This is a genomic window from Lysinibacillus sp. NPDC097162 (genome assembly GCF_044762185.1).
GTDB lineage: Bacteria > Bacillota > Bacilli > Bacillales_A > Planococcaceae > Lysinibacillus.
In genome coordinates this window covers 291,261-308,232 of sequence record NZ_JBIWDT010000002.1, presented here as the reverse complement: position 1 = coordinate 308,232, position 16,972 = coordinate 291,261, and the positions used below count along the sequence as shown (strand labels likewise).

Below are 16,972 nucleotides of genomic sequence, written 5' to 3'. Positions count from 1 at the left end.
CATTAGATAAATAATGTATGAGATGAAACTTTAAAAATTGACTTTGCTATACCGATGAATAGTAGAGAGGACATGCAAAATGAAGCTAGTTCTCATTATTGATGATACATACATAGAAATCGTCTTTGTGGAGCAAATATAAGACTTTCTCAAAGGGGGAATGAAATTGGGCATGCGTTCGGCAATTGTTGTAGGGGCTACTGGATTAACAGGTAGTTCACTAATAGAACAGTTATGTGACAATGATGAATATGTTTCGGTCATCGTTATAGCACGACGAGAGCTACAATATAAGCACCCGAAGTTAGAGGTGAAAATTCGAAACTTCGATACATTAGAAGAAAAAGATATTGAGTTTGCTCATGAGCTATTTTGTTGTTTAGGTACAACGATTAAAAAGGCTGGCTCACGTGAGGCGTTTGAAAAAGTTGATTTTGAATATCCACTAGCCATTGCCTCATTGGCGAAAAAGCAAGGGATTCCGCATATGCTTGTCATAACAGCTATGGGTGCCAATGAGCGATCTCGATTTTATTATAATCGTGTGAAAGGGAAGCTTGAGCATGCATTAATAGAGCTAGGCTTACAGCGTCTATCCATTATTCGTCCCTCTCTTTTAGTAGGGCAGCGCGATGAATTTCGTTTTGGCGAAAAGGTAGGAGAAAAGCTATTAAAACTTGCTAAACCTTTATTAATAGGACCGTTAAAGCGTTTGCGTTCTATTGAGTCCTCGCAAGTTGCCAAAGCAATGATTGTTATTGGGTTACATGGAAAGAAACAGCCGGTGACAATTTATCCATCACAGGACTTAGCGAAAATGGATTTTCCTACTGTGGCACAAGATGAATTTACGAGTGAAGAGTTATTTAATTGGCAAAAGCTTAAAGGCTCAGATGTGTCTGATGCAGAGCGCAAGGTAAATCGAGAGGTCATTATTAATCGAGATAAATTTAAAGTGGAAGAAACTGTAGTAGACAAAGAAGTGACATTTAATCGACACGATGAAAAATAGTCGTCTTTCCATTAAATATAGCATTCCGTCTAAAGACTGAATTTATTGTTTTGACTATTACAATTCTTCCCGAGCCACTATTCATTTGTTACAATATTATTGTAGAAGATGAATGTGGAGGCAAAATGAATATGAAAATTTTACTCGTTGATGGCACAATGTTTGGGCGTAAAACTGGTGCTATTTTAGAGCAAGTAGAGCGTTATATTAAAGATTTCGATGCTAGTTTCGATTTAGAAATTATGCATTTTAGTGAATATAAACATCAAATTGTCGATGGCTCACCATTAAATGAAGATATGAAAAAAATGATTCAAAAGTTTGAAGAAGCGGATGCGTATATTATTGCAACTCCGATTTTCCAAGCTTCAATTCCAGGTGTATTGAAAAATGCTTTTGATTTCTTACATCCGAAAACAATGCGTTATAAGCCAGTATCTATCGTAGCGAATGGTGGCACATATCAGCACCATTTAGTAGTTGAGAACCAATTAAAGCCTATTTTAGATTACTTCCGTGCACTTGTGACGCCAAACTATGTATATACGCATACATCACATTTTGATGCAAATAATGTAATTGTAGACGAGGATGTTCATAATCGTTTACGTGAAATGGCACGTGTTTTCGTTCAGTACTGTGAAATGAGTAAAACATTACCGAAAGAAACAATAGACCAGCATTAAAGATATGTCCTATTGTCGGTACCAATAAGTATTGATCCCTTGTACAGTGGAAGGAAATCACTGTGCAGGGGATTTTTCTTTGCAAGATTCCATTTACGATATGATAAAATAATACTTTAGTGAATTCGGAAAGGAGGGCAGCTCATGCAGAACATCGCTTTACTAGAGAAACAACGCTGTAATTTAATTTTGACGAATAAGGCAAAGGAGGCGGTAGAGGAATGCTCAGCAAACGAGCATGCCTTTTTTGCGTTACAAAAAACAGTTACTGTCTATATTGAAAAAAGAAAAGCCAAAACAATTGGCGAAACGTTTTTATCGATTTATTTTAATGCAGAGCACAATGAAAAGTTAGATAGTGTACTTGCCGGAAAAACGGCAATTATGGATTGTGTGCTAAAAGTGGAAGGGTTATTAGCAACAAATATTCGTTTTGTACATATGCGAGGTCCAATAAGTACGAATCGCCGCTTACCGGCTGCATTGCAATTTGTAACAAAGCCTAATAATGGCGCAGGTATCCCGCTTGACCTTCATACGAAAATAAGAGAACTACCGATTGCTGAAGAACGCACCGAATATGTGAAAAAGCGTATTGCTAGTTGGGAAGGCTATTTAAAAATCCAAGAACGTGATGCAACAATTGATGATATTCATACGGAATTTAAGCAAAGCTACTTCAATGAAGACTTTTCACGTTTAACACTTGTATGTCCATATGTAAAAGCGAAGGAATGGAAGCAACTCGAAGGTTTAAGTGTTAGCATCCAAGGGGTACGTGGCGAAATCGGACAAGTATTAAAATCGAATGCTGGCAAGCAAACAGTGGAAATTGATTTAAAGCCTTTTGCACAGGATCAGGCTCGGAAAGATCAGTTAAACTTGCGCTCAAAACAAGCAAGCTTTAGTAACTTTGCAACACTAAGTCAAATTCGACGCTTACGCAATGGCTTTACGAAGCTAGAAAAGGGCGAAGCAGTTAATGCTAGTCTAGAGACGATTTTATTTGAAAAACGCCCAACTGTCCGCACTGCAAAGCTGCGAGATGATATTGAGTTTCATAATAATTTAAATGAATATCAACGTAAAGCGGTAATCGGAGCCCTATCTGTTGAAGATTTATATGTGATTCAAGGGCCACCGGGGACTGGGAAAACAACGGTTATTTCAGAAATATGCCAGCAAAATGTAAAAGCAGGATTGAAAACACTCGTTGCATCACAGTCAAATTTAGCTGTTGATAATGCATTAGGGAGACTTCTCTCCAATCAAGAAATTCGAATTTTACGGTATGGTCGAACAGAAAGTATTGAAGAAGAGGGAAAAAAATTCATTGAGGAAAATGTTGCCCTTCATTGGCGCCAACAAACATTAGCTTCTGTTGAAGAAGAAATTATCGCTTTTGCTGAGCGTGAACAAGAATTGAAGGCAAGTATTTTAAAAGCAGTGGACGAGCGGCAAAAGCTTGAGACATGGCTTGAGGAGCTAGTTAAGGAAATCGCTGCTAAGGAACAGGCGGCAATAGACGAACCAATTTTGCAAAAAGAGATTCAATCGTTAAAAAAGGATTTGAAAACGGCAAAAGCAGAAAAAGAATCTAGTGAAGAGCAAAAAGAGCTTCTTGAGAAACAGCTAGCACAACTAGAGTCTGCTATACAATCGCAAGAACAAATTTTATCTGATTATGATTCGCTTGAACAGCTACAACAAACGATTCAAGATTGCACCCATAAAATAGAACAATGGCAAGCCGCTATTCAATATAAAGAATTACTTGTAGAAAAGCAGGAGCTGACATCGCAGTTTCAAGATATTCAACTAAAATATGAACAAGAAAATAAGCGATTGCTTTTAATGAAGGAAGGACAACAATATATTGGTACGTTAACGTCCTTTGATCGTATTCAACGCTTTTTAGAGCATTATCAAATACGTCCTACGCACATTTTAGCTCAACAAATTGGACGACTAGAGCATTTAGAGGATGCGAAAGATTTAGAAGCCTGGGCAACAATAAATTCCCGATTACAAAAAGCGATTGCAAAGCTTGAAACATTGGTATCGCCTGAGGAGAAAGAACGAGCGTTAGCTAAAAGTCGTCAACAGCCTGTTCAATCGTTCTCATTAAAAAATTTAACGGGTGTATTTGCACAGCTAAATGAGTCGTTTCAAGAAGGGCAAACACCTCCTATTGAACAGGTAGAAAGCTATTTACTAGGGCTCTATATGCGTCGCGATTTTGTTTGGCAAAAGGGGATGGCGCTTCGACAACAACAGGATCATAAAGATCGGGAATTTGAGTCACTACGTAAAAATATTAGTAGTTTAATACATCAAGAATGTGCCATAACAAGCTTCGATGTACAAAGCTTGCAACGCCAATTACAGCCATATATTAAACATACCGAGCGACTACAGCAACTCGCTGATACATTCCAAGCTGATATTATGCCAGAAGAATCAGTGGAACAGTTGAAAATGCTAGTATCTAATACACAAACCGCTCTACAAACAGCCCGTCAACAGCTTCAGGCCGTTGAGCAAGCTAACACACAACTTGTGCCTAAGAAAGCAGCACAACAAACAGCAAAGGCAAGCTTAGTTGAGGTTGAGGAACAGTTAGCGCAATTAGAAGAAAAGATTAAAGCTATAAATGTAGATGGGCTAAAAAAGGAAAAACAACTAACTGCGTTAACAACGTTGCTACAATCTACGCCAGAGCGCACATATGAGGAAGTAAAAGAAACTATTCAAACGACAAATGAAAGCTTAGAAGAGCTACATCGTAAAGAACAGCAGCTACCTCTACGTAAGAAATTGCAAGAGCAATGGCGTGATAAGTTACAAAACGCAACAGAATATGATTTAGATGAAATTCGTAAATTATATGTGCGTCATGCCAATGTTATCGGAACAACATGCGTTGCTTCGGCAAGTAAGGAATTTATGGAAAACTATCCGACTTTTGATGTTGTCATCATTGACGAAGTATCCAAGGCGACACCTCCAGAGTTATTATTACCAATGCTTAAGGGCAAAAAAGTTATTTTAGTTGGTGACCATCATCAGCTACCACCACTTCTTGGTGATGATACGCTAGAGGAAACATTGAAGGGCATGTTAGAAGAAAATCCAAACTTCGATGGTGCACAAGAGCTAAAAAGCTTGCTACGTGAATCGTTATTCGAGCGGTTATTTAATAACTTACCGCCAACACATAAGCAAATGCTCGCATTACAATACCGTATGCATGAAAAAATCATGCACAGTATTACACCTTTTTACGCCAAGGAAGAGAGTGGTCTGCAATGCGGTTTACCGGATTCTGATTTAGCACGTGACCATGGCTTAGAAGGACATTTCGTCAATCGAGATGATCATTTACTATGGATTGATATGCCAACGGAAAAACCATTTTTAGAGGAACAAGTTAAAGGTGGTACGAGTCGTTATAATGAGGGGGAACTACAAACAATCCGCCGAATTTTAACAGATTTAAATGCTGCTGTTTTAGAGGCGAAAAAGGCAGGGCGCATACCACAGGATGTACAGAAAAGTGTAGGCGTTATTAGCTTCTATGGCGAGCAAGTGAAAAAAATTAATCGTCTACTTCAACAGGAATTACAGCTACCCCATTTACAGTTTAGAACGGGAACTGTCGATAAGTTTCAGGGGATGGAGATGGATGTCATATTAGTGAGTATGGTACGTAATACGCCAAAGGGAGGAGACATTGGCTTTGCGAGAGATTATCGCAGGTTAAATGTTGCACTTTCTCGTGCACGTGAATTGTTAATGCTTGTTGGCAGTGCAGATATGTTTGCAAAACGTGCTAAGCATCAAGATACACGTGACATGTACAGCAATCTTTTAACGACGGTGAAATCCTACAACGGTTTACGTAATCATGAAGGACAGGTGATGTAGGGTGTTAAAATTACAACAGCGTTTAATACGAGAGTTACAGCAAAATCGTCATGTGAAAATAGTGAAATCTACTGAATGGTGTATTCCGGTTCGCACGATTGAAGTGACATATGAGCCAATTCGTCGCTCAACGATGGATGTCCTAATGAAAATGCTATTAATTAGCATGCAGGAAGCAAATTTTCAAAATGTACAGGAATTGAGTGAGCTATTATTAGTAGATCCACTGTTTATTGAGGACTTAGTGACGTTAATGTCTCGCGTGCGACTTATCGAACAAACGGATGGTTTCTATAGACTAACCTCTAAAGGGGAGCAACAATTGGAGCATGGCATTTTCGAGGAAGAGCTAGAGGTCGAAACGGCAACGCTATTATTTAGTCCATGTCACCAAGCGATTCTTCCTGTAGGAGAAGAGGCTATAGAGGAATATGATGAGTTACCAGAGCCATATCGTTATGTCGATAAGGACGCTGAGCAGCAAGAACATTTTGATGAGGAAATGATGCTTGCAGCTTTACAACAGGAAGAGGAAGAATCTAGCTCACAAAAAATCGTAGCTACTATTGTTACTTCAGATGCGAAACAGATTAATGATATCCCCTGTTTAGAATTTGTTCTTTTTAATAAGGAGCAAAATATTGTATATGCCCGAGTATGGAATACATTGCTAAACCAATGGGATGAAAAGCTGGAACAGCAACTTACAGAAAAAGAGCAACTACAATGGCGTGAACAATATTTATAAACGACAGAACGAGCGGTAAAGCAATGGTGGGCTTACCGCTTGTTTTTTGTACTTAAAAACGATTAGTTATGGAGAGGATTTCGCGAAGTGAGCTAGTGATTCGGAGCGATGGGATGATTTTGCAGAGTGAAGGGCTGATTCCGCGAAGTGAGGGTGTGATTCCGCGGAGAGAGTGGTTGATTCCGCGAAGTGAGGTGTTGATTCCGCGGAGCAGGGGTGTGATTCCGCGAAGCGAAGGGTTGATTCCGCGAAGCAGGGGTGTGATTCCGCGGAGCAGGGGTGTGATTCCGCGGAGAGAGGGGCTGATTCCGCGAAGTGAGGTGTTGATTCCGTGAAGTGGGGTGTGATTCCGCGGAGCAGGGGTGTGATTCCGCGAAGTGATGGGTTGATTCCGCGGAGCAGGGGTGTGATTCCGCGAAGTGATGGGTTGATTCCGCGGAGCGAGGGGATGATTCCGCGAAGCAGGGGTGTGATTCCGCGGAGCGAGGTGTTGATTCCGCGAAGCAGGGGTGTGATACCGCGGAGCGAGGGTTTGATTCCGCGAATTGAGGGTGTGATTCCGCGAATTGAGGTGTTGATTCCGCGAATTGAGGAGGTAATCCTGCAATAGAAAAAAGAATCCTCTCTACGCCCACATGGTACAAGGGGACGTTGAGAGGATTCTTCGTTTTACTCTTTAACTCTAAATAGTATATAGATAGCCTTTATGGTAATAATTCCGCTTACATATTTACTCTGCCACCAACAACTAAGATACTAGATATGATTTCATAATGTGTATTTAAAAAACCTCAATATAATTTACATAAATCGAATGCCCAATTATTAGTGATAAAACAACAATAATCGTAATAATAATCACATTTCGAGGTCTAAAGTCTTGAGCTTGCATTTTCTACTCCTCCTTCATAATTTAGTGAATATTATGACAATTCAATATATGTTAAGGGAATAAGAGTATGCAGTTTTAAACGTACTTTTTATGTAAATATTCAATAGTTTTACTAGCAAATTTATATTGTATTAGAGATGAAAAAAACTTAAGCCACACCCCTCGCTATGCTTGGTGTGCGGCTTAAGTTATTAAAAATATCTTGCTAGGGCGAATTCAGAATTGTGTGAGTGACTGGCACTCTTAATCGAGTTTTAGTCCTTTTAAGGCATCAGCCATTGCGTTGTTTACTGGTTCATCATTATTTTGTTGCTTTAAATATTTTTGAACTGAGCGTTTATCGACTTTACCGCCGCCTTCTTTTTTACGGCGCGCTTCAAATGCAGATAATTTTTCGCGATGCCCACATTTACATACAAAGATTTGCCCATCGCCTTCACCACGAAGTTCGAGTTTTTTCTTACATTGAGGGCAGCGAGCATTTGTCACACGTGCTACATTTTTACGGTGACCACATTCACGGTCCTGACAAACAAGCATTTTGCCTTTTTTGCCGTTGACTTCAAGCATCGGTTTACCACAATCAGGGCAAGATTTAGTAGAAATATTATCGTGCTTATATTTTTTATCACTTGCCTTAATTTCAGAAACAATTTCCTTCGTATAATTTTTCATTTCGCTAATAAATACATCTTTTTTCAGTTTTCCATTGGCAATCGCTTCGAGCTTTTGTTCCCATTCAGCTGTAAGGGTAGGGGATTTTAACTCCTCTGGAACTAAATCAAGCAGTTGTCTGCCTTTTGAAGTGATGTAAATATCTTTAGCACCACGTTTTTCAATTAAAAATGAATTAAAGAGCTTTTCGATTATATCAGCGCGAGTTGCTACTGTACCTAAACCACCTGTAGATTTTAAAGTATCGGCTAATTTTTTATCGTTCGTCCCCATATATTTCGTCGGATTTTCCATCGCAGATAATAGTGTTGCCTCGTTAAAGCGGGCTGGTGGCTTCGTTTGGCCAGATGTTTGTGCAATCAGTTTAATCTGAAGTGTGTCACCCTTGTCTATGCGCGGAAGGATTTGTTCTTGCAAATCATCTGTTGTATCCTCATCGTCAAAACGATTTTCATATACTTCCTTCCAGCCAGCTGATAGGATTGTTTTCCCGCGTGCGACAAAGCTTTCATCAGCGATTTTTGCACGTAATGTCAGTTGTTCATATTCAAAAGCAGGGAAAAGAACAGCTAAAAATCTTTTCACAACAAGGTCGTAAATTTTACGTTCCTTATCGGAGAAAGCAGAGAAATTGACATAGCCTTCTGTCGGAATAATTGCATGGTGATCAGAAACTTTACTATCATCGACAAATGCCTTCGACGTTTTAATTGGTTTATTTAAAAGCTTATTTGCAAGTGAACGGTATTCACCAATACCACAAGCTTTTAAACGTTCTGGTATAGTTGCAACAATGTCTTGTGAAATATAGCGAGAGTCTGTACGTGGATACGTTAATACTTTGTGCTGCTCATATAATTTTTGCATAATATTCAGCGTTTCTTTTGCAGAATAACCGAAAATTTTATTCGCATCACGTTGCAACTCTGTTAAATCATATAAACCTGGAGCAAAAGTTTTCTTCGGTTTTTTTTCAATGTCAGTAACAGTTGCATTGTTTCTACCAAGCTTTTTAACGATAGCGTCAATTTTATCTTTATCAAAGCTGCGGCTATTGCCTTTTGCATCTTGCCATGTCAGTTTTAAATGGTCGGCAGTCTGAGCTTCAATACCGTAATAAGTTTGCGCTTTAAAATGTTTGATTTCATCTTCGCGCGCCGCAATAATTGCCACTGTTGGTGTTTGTACACGACCGCAGTTTAGCTGTGCATTAAAACGCGTTGTTAAAGCACGAGTAGCATTTAGTCCGATATACCAGTCTGCTTCTGAACGGGCAACAGCGGAAGCATATAAATTATCGTAGGCCTTGCCTGGTTTTAAGTTAGCAAACCCGTCTTTAATGGCTTTATCAGTTACAGAAGAAATCCATAAACGTTTAATCGGCTTATTTATCTTTACTTTATCAATAATCCAACGTGCTACGAGTTCACCTTCGCGGCCAGCATCAGTTGCCACAATGATTTCTCCTACATCACCGCGCGTCAGTTGGCTTTTTACCGCATTAAATTGTTTACCTGTTTGTTTAATAACTGTCAGTTTTAAGCGTTCAGGTAACATTGGTAAATCTTCTAAATTCCACGTTTTGTATTTCACGTCATAGCTTTCAGGGTCTGCTAATGTTACAAGATGACCTAGTGCCCATGTAACGATGTATTTATCCCCTTCAAGATAACCGTTTCCTTTTTTATTGCAGTTCAATACACGCGCAATATCGCGAGCTACTGATGGTTTTTCAGCTATTACTACACTTTTAGCCATAAATAACATCCTTTCGTAAATCCTTGTTTTTACTATATCATAGAGCATTATTATTATGCTAAAGAAGAAATCAGCGGTGTATACGAAGGGGGAATTGGACTTTAACTTAATTTAAATTGTTTGAGTGCCTGGCACTTGTTAAGGTGCATCTAATTCGAAAGAAAAAGTAGGGGAATATACAAAATGATTAAGTGTCAGGCACTGAAACGATTCTGAATTTTATAAAAAATACAGAAATAAACTCAGATTTTTTGAGTTTACTTCTGTCTGATTTTTTTAAAAATGACTTTATTAATGATCTTAAACAATAGAAGTACTAGAAGATTTTCTCACGATAAGTTTTGGTTGAAGATTAATTTTGCGATATTCGCTTGGTCCGTTTCCTTCAACTCGTTCAATAACTAATTGTGTCCCCATATAACCAAAGTCATATGCGGGCTGTGAAGCTACTGTGAAGAAAGGGTCCAAATTTGAATAAGGCTCTAAGTCGTCGAAGCACACAACGGCAATATCTTCTGGCACTCGGATATTTTTGTTGCGCAGTGTTGTAATTGCGTTAATCGCTATAAAGTTATTAGCTGCGAAGATGGCAGTAGGTCGTTCTTCCTCAGGTAATAGCAGTAAACCATTGATAGTGTCCCATTCTTCTTCTTCTTGTTTATAATGTGTTTGGATAACCAAATTTTTATTAAAAGACAGATCATTTACTTTCAATGTGTCTACATACGTTTGATAACGCTCTTTGGATGTGGAAATATCTAACGGTGCATGAATAAGCGCAATCTTCTTATGTCCTCGATCAATTAAATGCTGAACTAACTCTCTTGTTCCCTCATGATTATTCCCCAATACCATATCGCATGGAAGATCATCTATCATCCTATCAATTAACGTAAAAGGAACTTTGTTTTTCACAAGCTTTTTTAAGTTTTTTTTAGACTGATTTCCAGTAGGCGCAATAATGACACCGTCTACCATTTTCGAAATAAGAGCATCTATATAGCCACTTTCTTTTTCTGGATCTTCGTCAGTATTGCACAACATAAGCTGGTAGCCTAGTTGATTAGCCTTATCTGCTGCACCTCTAGCAACCTTTGTAAAGAAAGGGTTTGTAATATCAGGAATAACTAATGAAAGGAGCTTCGTTTTTTTAATATTTAAACTTCTGGCAGCGGAGTTGGGGATATAGTTTAATTCTTGAATAACAGCTTCTACTTTTTTTCTTGTTTTCTCGCTAATATTGCCTTTATTGTTAATAACTCTTGAAACAGTCATAGGAGAAACATTAGCTTTTTTTGCAATATCATATATTGTTGTCACCTATCGTACCTACCTTACATTGTTAATTTTTTTGTATTATTCCTACTGCTGGCGCAACGATTCTACGCAAAAAACATCTCGAATGAAGATACATTTTATTTCAAAATAAAGTCATCGTGATTACCATGTTGTGGTTTATTTTTACATAAATAATTCAAATATAATTGTACTTCTTCTAACTCTACACTTTCCAATTGTTGAATCCAATAGGGAAAGCGCTTTAAGTGAGCCAAAAATAAAATAATACAATTAGTTTTCCGTTTAAAGCTCCCCGATGTTCATCCACCATTTTTCTCAAGTCATTATAGCATGTGGTTTAAAAATCTACATCACCATCCCATTTTCTAACCTACTCAAAATTAAAAGTTTTTAACATTTGAGCTTGGTAAATGTAACATTCAAATACGTCAATGCATCTAATGAATAGCGTTCATTGTCGCTATTCTACTTCACTAAGTATGAAATATTCTTATAAATACCATCTATTTACCTTGGTTTTGAATTTTGATTATTTTCAGAAATTAGTATTGACATGTAATTTTTTGTTTGTTATTTTTACGTTACCGGTAACATAAAAGTTAACAAAGGTGGTGTTGAATATGATAATCGATTCACATCAACATTTTTGGAAGTTATCAAGGAATGATTATAAATGGTTAACCGAAGATTTACCAGAGCTTTATCGTGATTATATGCCTAACGATTTATATCCAATTTTAAATGAACATCAAATTGAAAAAACAATAGTAGTCCAAGCGGCCCCTACAATCAATGAAACTTTATTTTTATTAGATTTATTTGAAGAGCATGAATGGATTGCAGGTGTGGTCGGCTGGTTAGATTTTACAGAATTAAACTTTAAGCAACATTTAGAGGAGTTGCTACAACATCCTGGTTTTGTAGGTGTTCGACCTATGTTACAAGATTTGGATGAGGATGATTGGATTTTAAGAAAAGATGTATTAAAGAACATTGAACTTCTTGTACAGTATGATGTTCCGCTAGATCTTTTAATAAAGCCAAGGCATTTTCCTTACATACTAGAATTATTAAAAACATTTCCTCAATTAAGAGTAGTAGTAAACCACATAGCTAAGCCAAATATTGCAAAGCAACAAATAGATGGCTGGAAAGAAGCTATGGGTGAAATTGCGATGTACCCGAATGTGATGTGTAAACTTTCAGGATTAGTGACAGAAGCAACTCATAAAAACTGGGCGATTGAAGAATTTCAGCCCTTTATCAACCATGTGGTAAACGTCTTTGGAACGAATCGAGTAATGTTTGGAAGTGATTGGCCTGTATGTAATTTATCAGGTACATACAACGATGTGCTGGCGATACTTATGGAAAACTTACCTACAAACTTACTTGGAAAAGATTTAGAAATGATATTTGGAGAAAATGCCAAGCGTTTTTATAAATTATAAGAGGGAGGGCGAAGGAATGGCAGAAATGGTGTATCAACAAGGGATAGCTTGCATTGTAATGGATGAAAAGGATAATGTAACAACCCTTTTAACGGATGTAAAAAAAGGTGAAAGTGTGATTTACACAAAAGGTAATCAAACATATGAATTAACTTTGCAACAAGATGTTAGCTTTGGACATAAAGTTGCGATTGCTCCTATCCATAAGGCTGAGGAAATTGTGAAGTACGGTGAAGTAATCGGAGCAGCAACTACTGCTATTCAGATAGGGGAGCATGTACATGTTCACAATATCGAGGGCATACGCGGACGCGGAGATAAAAGTGCAGGAGGTGTGAAATGATGACAGTTATTAAGGGCTATCGAAGAGACAATGGAAAATTTGGTATTCGAAATCATCTTTTAATTTTACCAACAGTTGTATGTGCAAATCAGGTTACTTCAAGAATTCAACAACAAGTTCCGGGGTCAGTAGCTATACCTCATCAACATGGATGTAGCCAAGTAGGTGCTGACAAAGAGAGAACACATAAAGTATTAGCTGGAATGGGGAAAAACCCGAATGTTGGTGCTGTATTAATTGTTAGCCTTGGCTGTGAAGTAATCAATGCACAAGACATAAAGCAAGAAATTGAAGAGACTGGTAAGCCAGTTGTTTGGATTGACATTCAAAATGAAGGTGGCTCTGTTAAAACGATCCAAAAAGGTGTGGAAGTAGCACAGGATCTTCTGAAAAAAATAGAAGATATTCCGTTAATAGATATTCCACTTTCAGAGCTAATTGTTGGTGTGAAATGTGGCGGCTCTGACGCTACATCAGGATTATGTAGTAACCCTGCACTTGGTAGAGCAGCTGATACTATTTTGAATGCAGGTGGCACAATTGTCATGGGCGAGACTACAGAAATCATTGGTGCTGAGCATCTTGTTGCTGCAAAGGCAATCAATCAAGATGTACAACAAAAATTATATAAATGTGTTGAACAATTTGAACTTGAAGTAGAACGTATGGGTGTCGATATGCGTGGAGGAAATCCAAGCCCAGGTAATATTGCAGGGGGCTTATCGACGATTGAGGAAAAATCTTTAGGTTGTATCAGTAAAGCTGGAACAGCAATGCTTCAAGGGGTTGTAGACTTCGCAGAAGAAATTCCAGGCACAGGTTATTATTTCATGGATTCACCAGGGAATGATATTGAATGTGTAACAGGCATGGCGGCAGCGGGTGTTCATGTTGTTTGCTTTACAACAGGAAGAGGGACACCGACAGGAAATCCAATTATTCCTGTCATTAAAATAACAGGTAACGAAATTACTGGAAGTCGAATGGCAGACAATATCGATGTAGATGTCAGCCCTGTTTTACAAGGGAAAGAAACGTTGGACGAATCGGGTAAACGCATTTTTGAATCGATTGTAAATGTAGCAAAAGGTCAGGAAACAAAAGCCGAAATTTTAGGCCATCAAGAATTTAGTATTAGCAGAATTGGTATTAGTCTATAACAAGTAAAGTTAGGAGAATAAATATGAAAAAACTTGAAAACCGTGTTGCTCTAGTAACTGGAGCAAGTAGGGGGATAGGGGCTGCTATCGCAGAAAGATTAGCAGAAGAAGGAGCCCATGTTGCCATTAACTATACATCTCAAAGTTCATTAGAAAAAGCCGAAATGTTAAAGGAACAAATAGAGAATCGTTTTAATGTCAGAGCGATGGTTGTAAAAGCGAATGTAGGTATTAAACAAGAAGTCAATCACATGATTGATGAAGTGGAGAAAACGCTTGGCAATGTAGATATATTAGTGAATAACGCTGGTATAGCGCCATTCGAGTCATTTATGAAGTTAACAGAAGAAACTTGGGATACGACGTATCAAACAAATGTAAAATCAATTTTCTTAACTTCACAACGGGTAGCTAAAAAAATGATTGAAAAACGGTACGGCAAAATCATTAATATTACATCTACAGCAAGCCTGCTTGTGACAAGTCCTGTTATCCCACATTATATTTCCTCCAAAGCGGCGGCTAGTCATTTGACTAAAGCTTTAGCGATTGAATTAGGTAAATATAATATTAATATCAATGCCGTCGGTCCAAGTACAGTAGCTACAGATATGTGTCAGGAATATCTCGAAGATCCAAGTATTTTAGAAAAAGAAATACAAGCCAACCCAATGAAAAGACTGGGCACTGAAAAGCAAATTGCTGATGCTGTCGTATTTTTAGCTTCTGAGGAAGCGATGCAAATAAACGGACATTTACTAATGGTAGATGGAGGACTAACTGTGAAAGCCGCACAGCCAGAAGACCATTTAGAACAAGAAAGGGAATTGTTGCTATGAGATTACAAGGTAAAGTAGCACTCATTACCGGGGGTGGTAGTGGTATTGGTCGTTCGACAGCCCTTCTTTTTGCAGCAGAGGGAGCCCACGTCATCATTAACGATGTTCACAAGGAAAATGGTGAAAGTACAGTAAAGGATATTCAACATAACGGAGGAAGCGCAACATTTTATCATGCAGATGTGACTATTCCTGAAGCTGTAAAAGAGATGGTTGAACATATTACAAAGCAATTCGAAAAAATTGATATCCTTTTTAATAATGTAGGCATTAGTAATGTTGGGCGGATAGATGAGGTAGAGCCAGACGTATGGGATAAAGTGATGAGCGTAAATGTAAAGGGAATCTATTTGCCAACAAAATATATTGTCCCTCACATGATGGAGCAAAAGAGTGGATGCATCATTAATATGTCTTCATGTGCTGCGGAAATAGGCTTAAAGCAACGCGCATTATATTCGGCAACTAAAGGAGCCATTTTATCGTTAACAAAGGCGATGCAGGTAGATTATGCACCTTACAATATACGAGTAAATGCTTTATTACCTGGAACAATTTTTACACCATTTGTAGAAAATTATTTAAAGAATGCATATGACAATCCACAAGCTGCCATCGCAAGTATTAAAACAAGACAGCTAAGTGGCGAATTAGGAAAACCTGAAGATGTTGCGAAAGCGGCCTTATTTTTAGCATCTGATGAGTCCAGTTTTATGATGGGTTCACCGCTTTACATAGATGGTGGTGTTGTCTTTGGGAAAAATGCGTAATATTACGAAATGACATGAGGAATGATTATGAAACTATTAACATTTGAAAAGCAGGGCAACTATCAATTAGGCGTTCAAACGACGCAAGGCATTATAGATATAGCCGCATCGATTAACAAAAATTCGAATTTTAATAACTTACCAGATGTAATGTCTTTATTTTCTTGTAATAAAGAAGAGATTGCAAAGCTTCAAAATTTTATTCAAGCAATAGAAGTAGAAGAAAGTGCAGTATTTGTAGATGACAGTCAAATCAGCTGGGGACCATGTGTTACAAAACCACATAAAATTATTTGCGTAGGTTTAAATTACCGTAAACATGCAGATGAAACGAATGCGCCATATCCAGAAGTGCCTATTTTATTTAATAAATTCGATAACACATTAACTGGACATCAAAGTGATATTCAAATTCCAAATGTAACAAAGCAACTTGATTATGAGGTAGAGCTTGGAATTGTTATTGGTGAAAAGATAAAAAATGTCAAAGAAGAAAATGCATTAGATCATGTTTTTGGTTATTGCACTGTAAATGATCTATCGGCGCGCGATTTGCAAATGAAAACACAACAATGGTTGTTAGGTAAAACGTGCGATAAGTTCAGTCCTGTTGGTCCTTACTTAGTGACAGCAGATGAAATAGAGAACCCTAATAATCTAGCATTAAAAACATATGTAAATGGAGAAATAAGACAAAACTCAAACACAGCAGATATGATTTTCAATTGTGCTGAAATTATTAGTTATATTTCCCGACATATGACATTAGAGCCTGGAGATATTATTTTAACAGGTACACCTGAAGGCGTAGTGTTCGGATATCCTGCAGAACAGCAAGTGTATATTCAACCAGGGGATGAAGTAACTGTAGAAATCGAGAAATTAGGTTCTCTTACAAATTACTTCGTAGCAGAAGATTAAAGAAATGAGTGTGAATAACTATGCTAAAAGGGATTCCTCCAATTATTTCACCAGACTTAATGAAGGTATTAATGGAGATGGGTCATGGAGATGAAATTGTGTTGGCGGACGGAAATTTTCCTGCTGCCAGCCATGCCCAACAGCTAATCCGTTGTGATGGACATACAATTCCAGAATTACTAGAAGCGATATTGGCGTTCTTTCCTATCGATACGTATGTGGAACATCCCATTCAATTAATGGCTGTTGTCCCAGGAGATCCAGTGGAACCAACGATTTGGAAAGAGTATGAGCAAATCGTTCAACGTCAATCCGAATATCCAATTCCATTTGAATTTATGGAGCGCTTTGAATTTTACGAGCGCACAAAAAAGGCTTTTGCCGTAGTAGCAACAAGCGAAAAAGCTCAGTACGCTAACATCATTTTAAAAAAAGGTGTCATCAAATAATCGGTATTTCGAGGATGAACATTAACTGCATGTTCACCGTAA

Annotated in this window: 13 protein-coding genes; 11 read left to right on the top strand and 2 right to left on the bottom strand. The window is 37.9% G+C overall.

Annotated elements, in window-relative coordinates; all coding sequences use genetic code 11:
• Nucleotides 1-160 precede the first annotated feature (160 nt).
• The 4 genes from ACIQXW_RS13605 (at nucleotide 161) to ACIQXW_RS13590 (ending at nucleotide 6,373) form a co-directional block, all read left to right on the top strand.
• Nucleotides 161-1,012, top strand: coding sequence for an NAD(P)H-binding protein (locus ACIQXW_RS13605; protein WP_402762968.1), 852 nt, complete (start codon nucleotides 161-163; stop codon nucleotides 1,010-1,012).
• Between the two features lie 131 nt (nucleotides 1,013-1,143).
• A complete protein-coding gene (locus ACIQXW_RS13600; RefSeq protein ID WP_340821111.1) occupies nucleotides 1,144-1,698 on the top strand; it encodes an NADPH-dependent FMN reductase in 555 nt (184 codons plus the stop codon).
• A gap of 144 nt (nucleotides 1,699-1,842) precedes the next feature.
• Complete coding sequence (locus ACIQXW_RS13595; RefSeq protein ID WP_402762966.1) at nucleotides 1,843-5,625, top strand: DEAD/DEAH box helicase; 3,783 nt, start codon at nucleotides 1,843-1,845, stop codon at nucleotides 5,623-5,625.
• A 1-nt stretch (nucleotide 5,626) separates the two neighbouring features.
• Nucleotides 5,627-6,373 (top strand): hypothetical protein, encoded by a 747-nt coding sequence (locus ACIQXW_RS13590; protein ID WP_402762963.1) that lies wholly within the window; start codon nucleotides 5,627-5,629, stop codon nucleotides 6,371-6,373.
• A gap of 1,135 nt (nucleotides 6,374-7,508) precedes the next feature.
• On the opposite strand, the gene ACIQXW_RS13585 is transcribed toward ACIQXW_RS13590, so the two are convergent.
• Nucleotides 7,509-9,698 carry a DNA topoisomerase III gene (locus tag ACIQXW_RS13585; protein WP_402762961.1) on the bottom strand — a complete coding sequence of 730 codons (2,190 nt, stop codon included), beginning with the start codon at nucleotides 9,696-9,698 and terminating at the stop codon, nucleotides 7,509-7,511.
• A gap of 300 nt (nucleotides 9,699-9,998) precedes the next feature.
• The gene (locus ACIQXW_RS13580; RefSeq protein WP_401019367.1) at nucleotides 9,999-11,018 is read right to left on the bottom strand and encodes a LacI family DNA-binding transcriptional regulator; all 1,020 of its coding nucleotides are present in this window, start codon (nucleotides 11,016-11,018) and stop codon (nucleotides 9,999-10,001) included.
• Nucleotides 11,019-11,617: 599 nt separating this feature from the next.
• On the opposite strand from ACIQXW_RS13580, the gene ACIQXW_RS13575 reads away from it, so the two are divergent.
• From ACIQXW_RS13575 to fucU, 7 genes are read left to right on the top strand one after another with little or no spacing between them, the layout of a single operon-like run.
• Nucleotides 11,618-12,448, top strand: coding sequence for an amidohydrolase family protein (locus tag ACIQXW_RS13575; RefSeq protein WP_401019366.1), 831 nt, complete (start codon nucleotides 11,618-11,620; stop codon nucleotides 12,446-12,448).
• A gap of 16 nt (nucleotides 12,449-12,464) precedes the next feature.
• The gene (locus ACIQXW_RS13570; RefSeq protein WP_401019364.1) at nucleotides 12,465-12,791 is read left to right on the top strand and encodes a UxaA family hydrolase; all 327 of its coding nucleotides are present in this window, start codon (nucleotides 12,465-12,467) and stop codon (nucleotides 12,789-12,791) included.
• Nucleotides 12,791-13,951, top strand: coding sequence for a UxaA family hydrolase (locus tag ACIQXW_RS13565; RefSeq protein WP_402763213.1), 1,161 nt, complete (start codon nucleotides 12,791-12,793; stop codon nucleotides 13,949-13,951). Before ACIQXW_RS13570 ends, ACIQXW_RS13565 begins: the two co-directional genes overlap by 1 nt.
• Nucleotides 13,952-13,974: 23 nt before the next feature.
• Nucleotides 13,975-14,790, top strand: a complete 816-nt coding sequence (locus ACIQXW_RS13560) for an SDR family NAD(P)-dependent oxidoreductase (RefSeq protein ID WP_402762957.1) — start codon at nucleotides 13,975-13,977, stop codon at nucleotides 14,788-14,790.
• A complete protein-coding gene (locus tag ACIQXW_RS13555; protein ID WP_340821102.1) occupies nucleotides 14,787-15,560 on the top strand; it encodes an SDR family NAD(P)-dependent oxidoreductase in 774 nt (257 codons plus the stop codon). The genes ACIQXW_RS13560 and ACIQXW_RS13555 overlap by 4 nt, the downstream gene beginning before the upstream one ends.
• Before the next feature lie 27 nt (nucleotides 15,561-15,587).
• Nucleotides 15,588-16,481 (top strand): fumarylacetoacetate hydrolase family protein, encoded by an 894-nt coding sequence (locus ACIQXW_RS13550; RefSeq protein WP_340821101.1) that lies wholly within the window; start codon nucleotides 15,588-15,590, stop codon nucleotides 16,479-16,481.
• A gap of 20 nt (nucleotides 16,482-16,501) precedes the next feature.
• On the top strand, nucleotides 16,502-16,930 hold the full coding sequence (gene fucU, locus ACIQXW_RS13545) for an L-fucose mutarotase (protein WP_402762954.1): 429 nt from the start codon (nucleotides 16,502-16,504) through the stop codon (nucleotides 16,928-16,930).
• Nucleotides 16,931-16,972 lie beyond the last annotated feature (42 nt).

Excerpts from the sequence above, each read along its gene's own strand:
- ACIQXW_RS13575 (WP_401019366.1), top strand. The coding sequence starts at position 11,618 with ATGATAATCGATTCACATCAACATTTTTGGAAGTTATCAAGGAATGAT.
- ACIQXW_RS13605 (WP_402762968.1), top strand. The coding sequence starts at position 161 with ATGAAATTGGGCATGCGTTCGGCAATTGTTGTAGGGGCTACTGGATTA.
- ACIQXW_RS13550 (WP_340821101.1), top strand. The coding sequence starts at position 15,588 with ATGAAACTATTAACATTTGAAAAGCAGGGCAACTATCAATTAGGCGTT.
- ACIQXW_RS13560 (WP_402762957.1), top strand. The coding sequence starts at position 13,975 with ATGAAAAAACTTGAAAACCGTGTTGCTCTAGTAACTGGAGCAAGTAGG.
- ACIQXW_RS13585 (WP_402762961.1), bottom strand. The coding sequence starts at position 9,698 with ATGGCTAAAAGTGTAGTAATAGCTGAAAAACCATCAGTAGCTCGCGAT.
- ACIQXW_RS13555 (WP_340821102.1), top strand. The coding sequence starts at position 14,787 with ATGAGATTACAAGGTAAAGTAGCACTCATTACCGGGGGTGGTAGTGGT.
- ACIQXW_RS13600 (WP_340821111.1), top strand. The coding sequence starts at position 1,144 with ATGAAAATTTTACTCGTTGATGGCACAATGTTTGGGCGTAAAACTGGT.
- ACIQXW_RS13570 (WP_401019364.1), top strand. The coding sequence starts at position 12,465 with ATGGCAGAAATGGTGTATCAACAAGGGATAGCTTGCATTGTAATGGAT.
- ACIQXW_RS13565 (WP_402763213.1), top strand. The coding sequence starts at position 12,791 with ATGACAGTTATTAAGGGCTATCGAAGAGACAATGGAAAATTTGGTATT.
- fucU (WP_402762954.1), top strand. The coding sequence starts at position 16,502 with ATGCTAAAAGGGATTCCTCCAATTATTTCACCAGACTTAATGAAGGTA.
- ACIQXW_RS13595 (WP_402762966.1), top strand. The coding sequence starts at position 1,843 with ATGCAGAACATCGCTTTACTAGAGAAACAACGCTGTAATTTAATTTTG.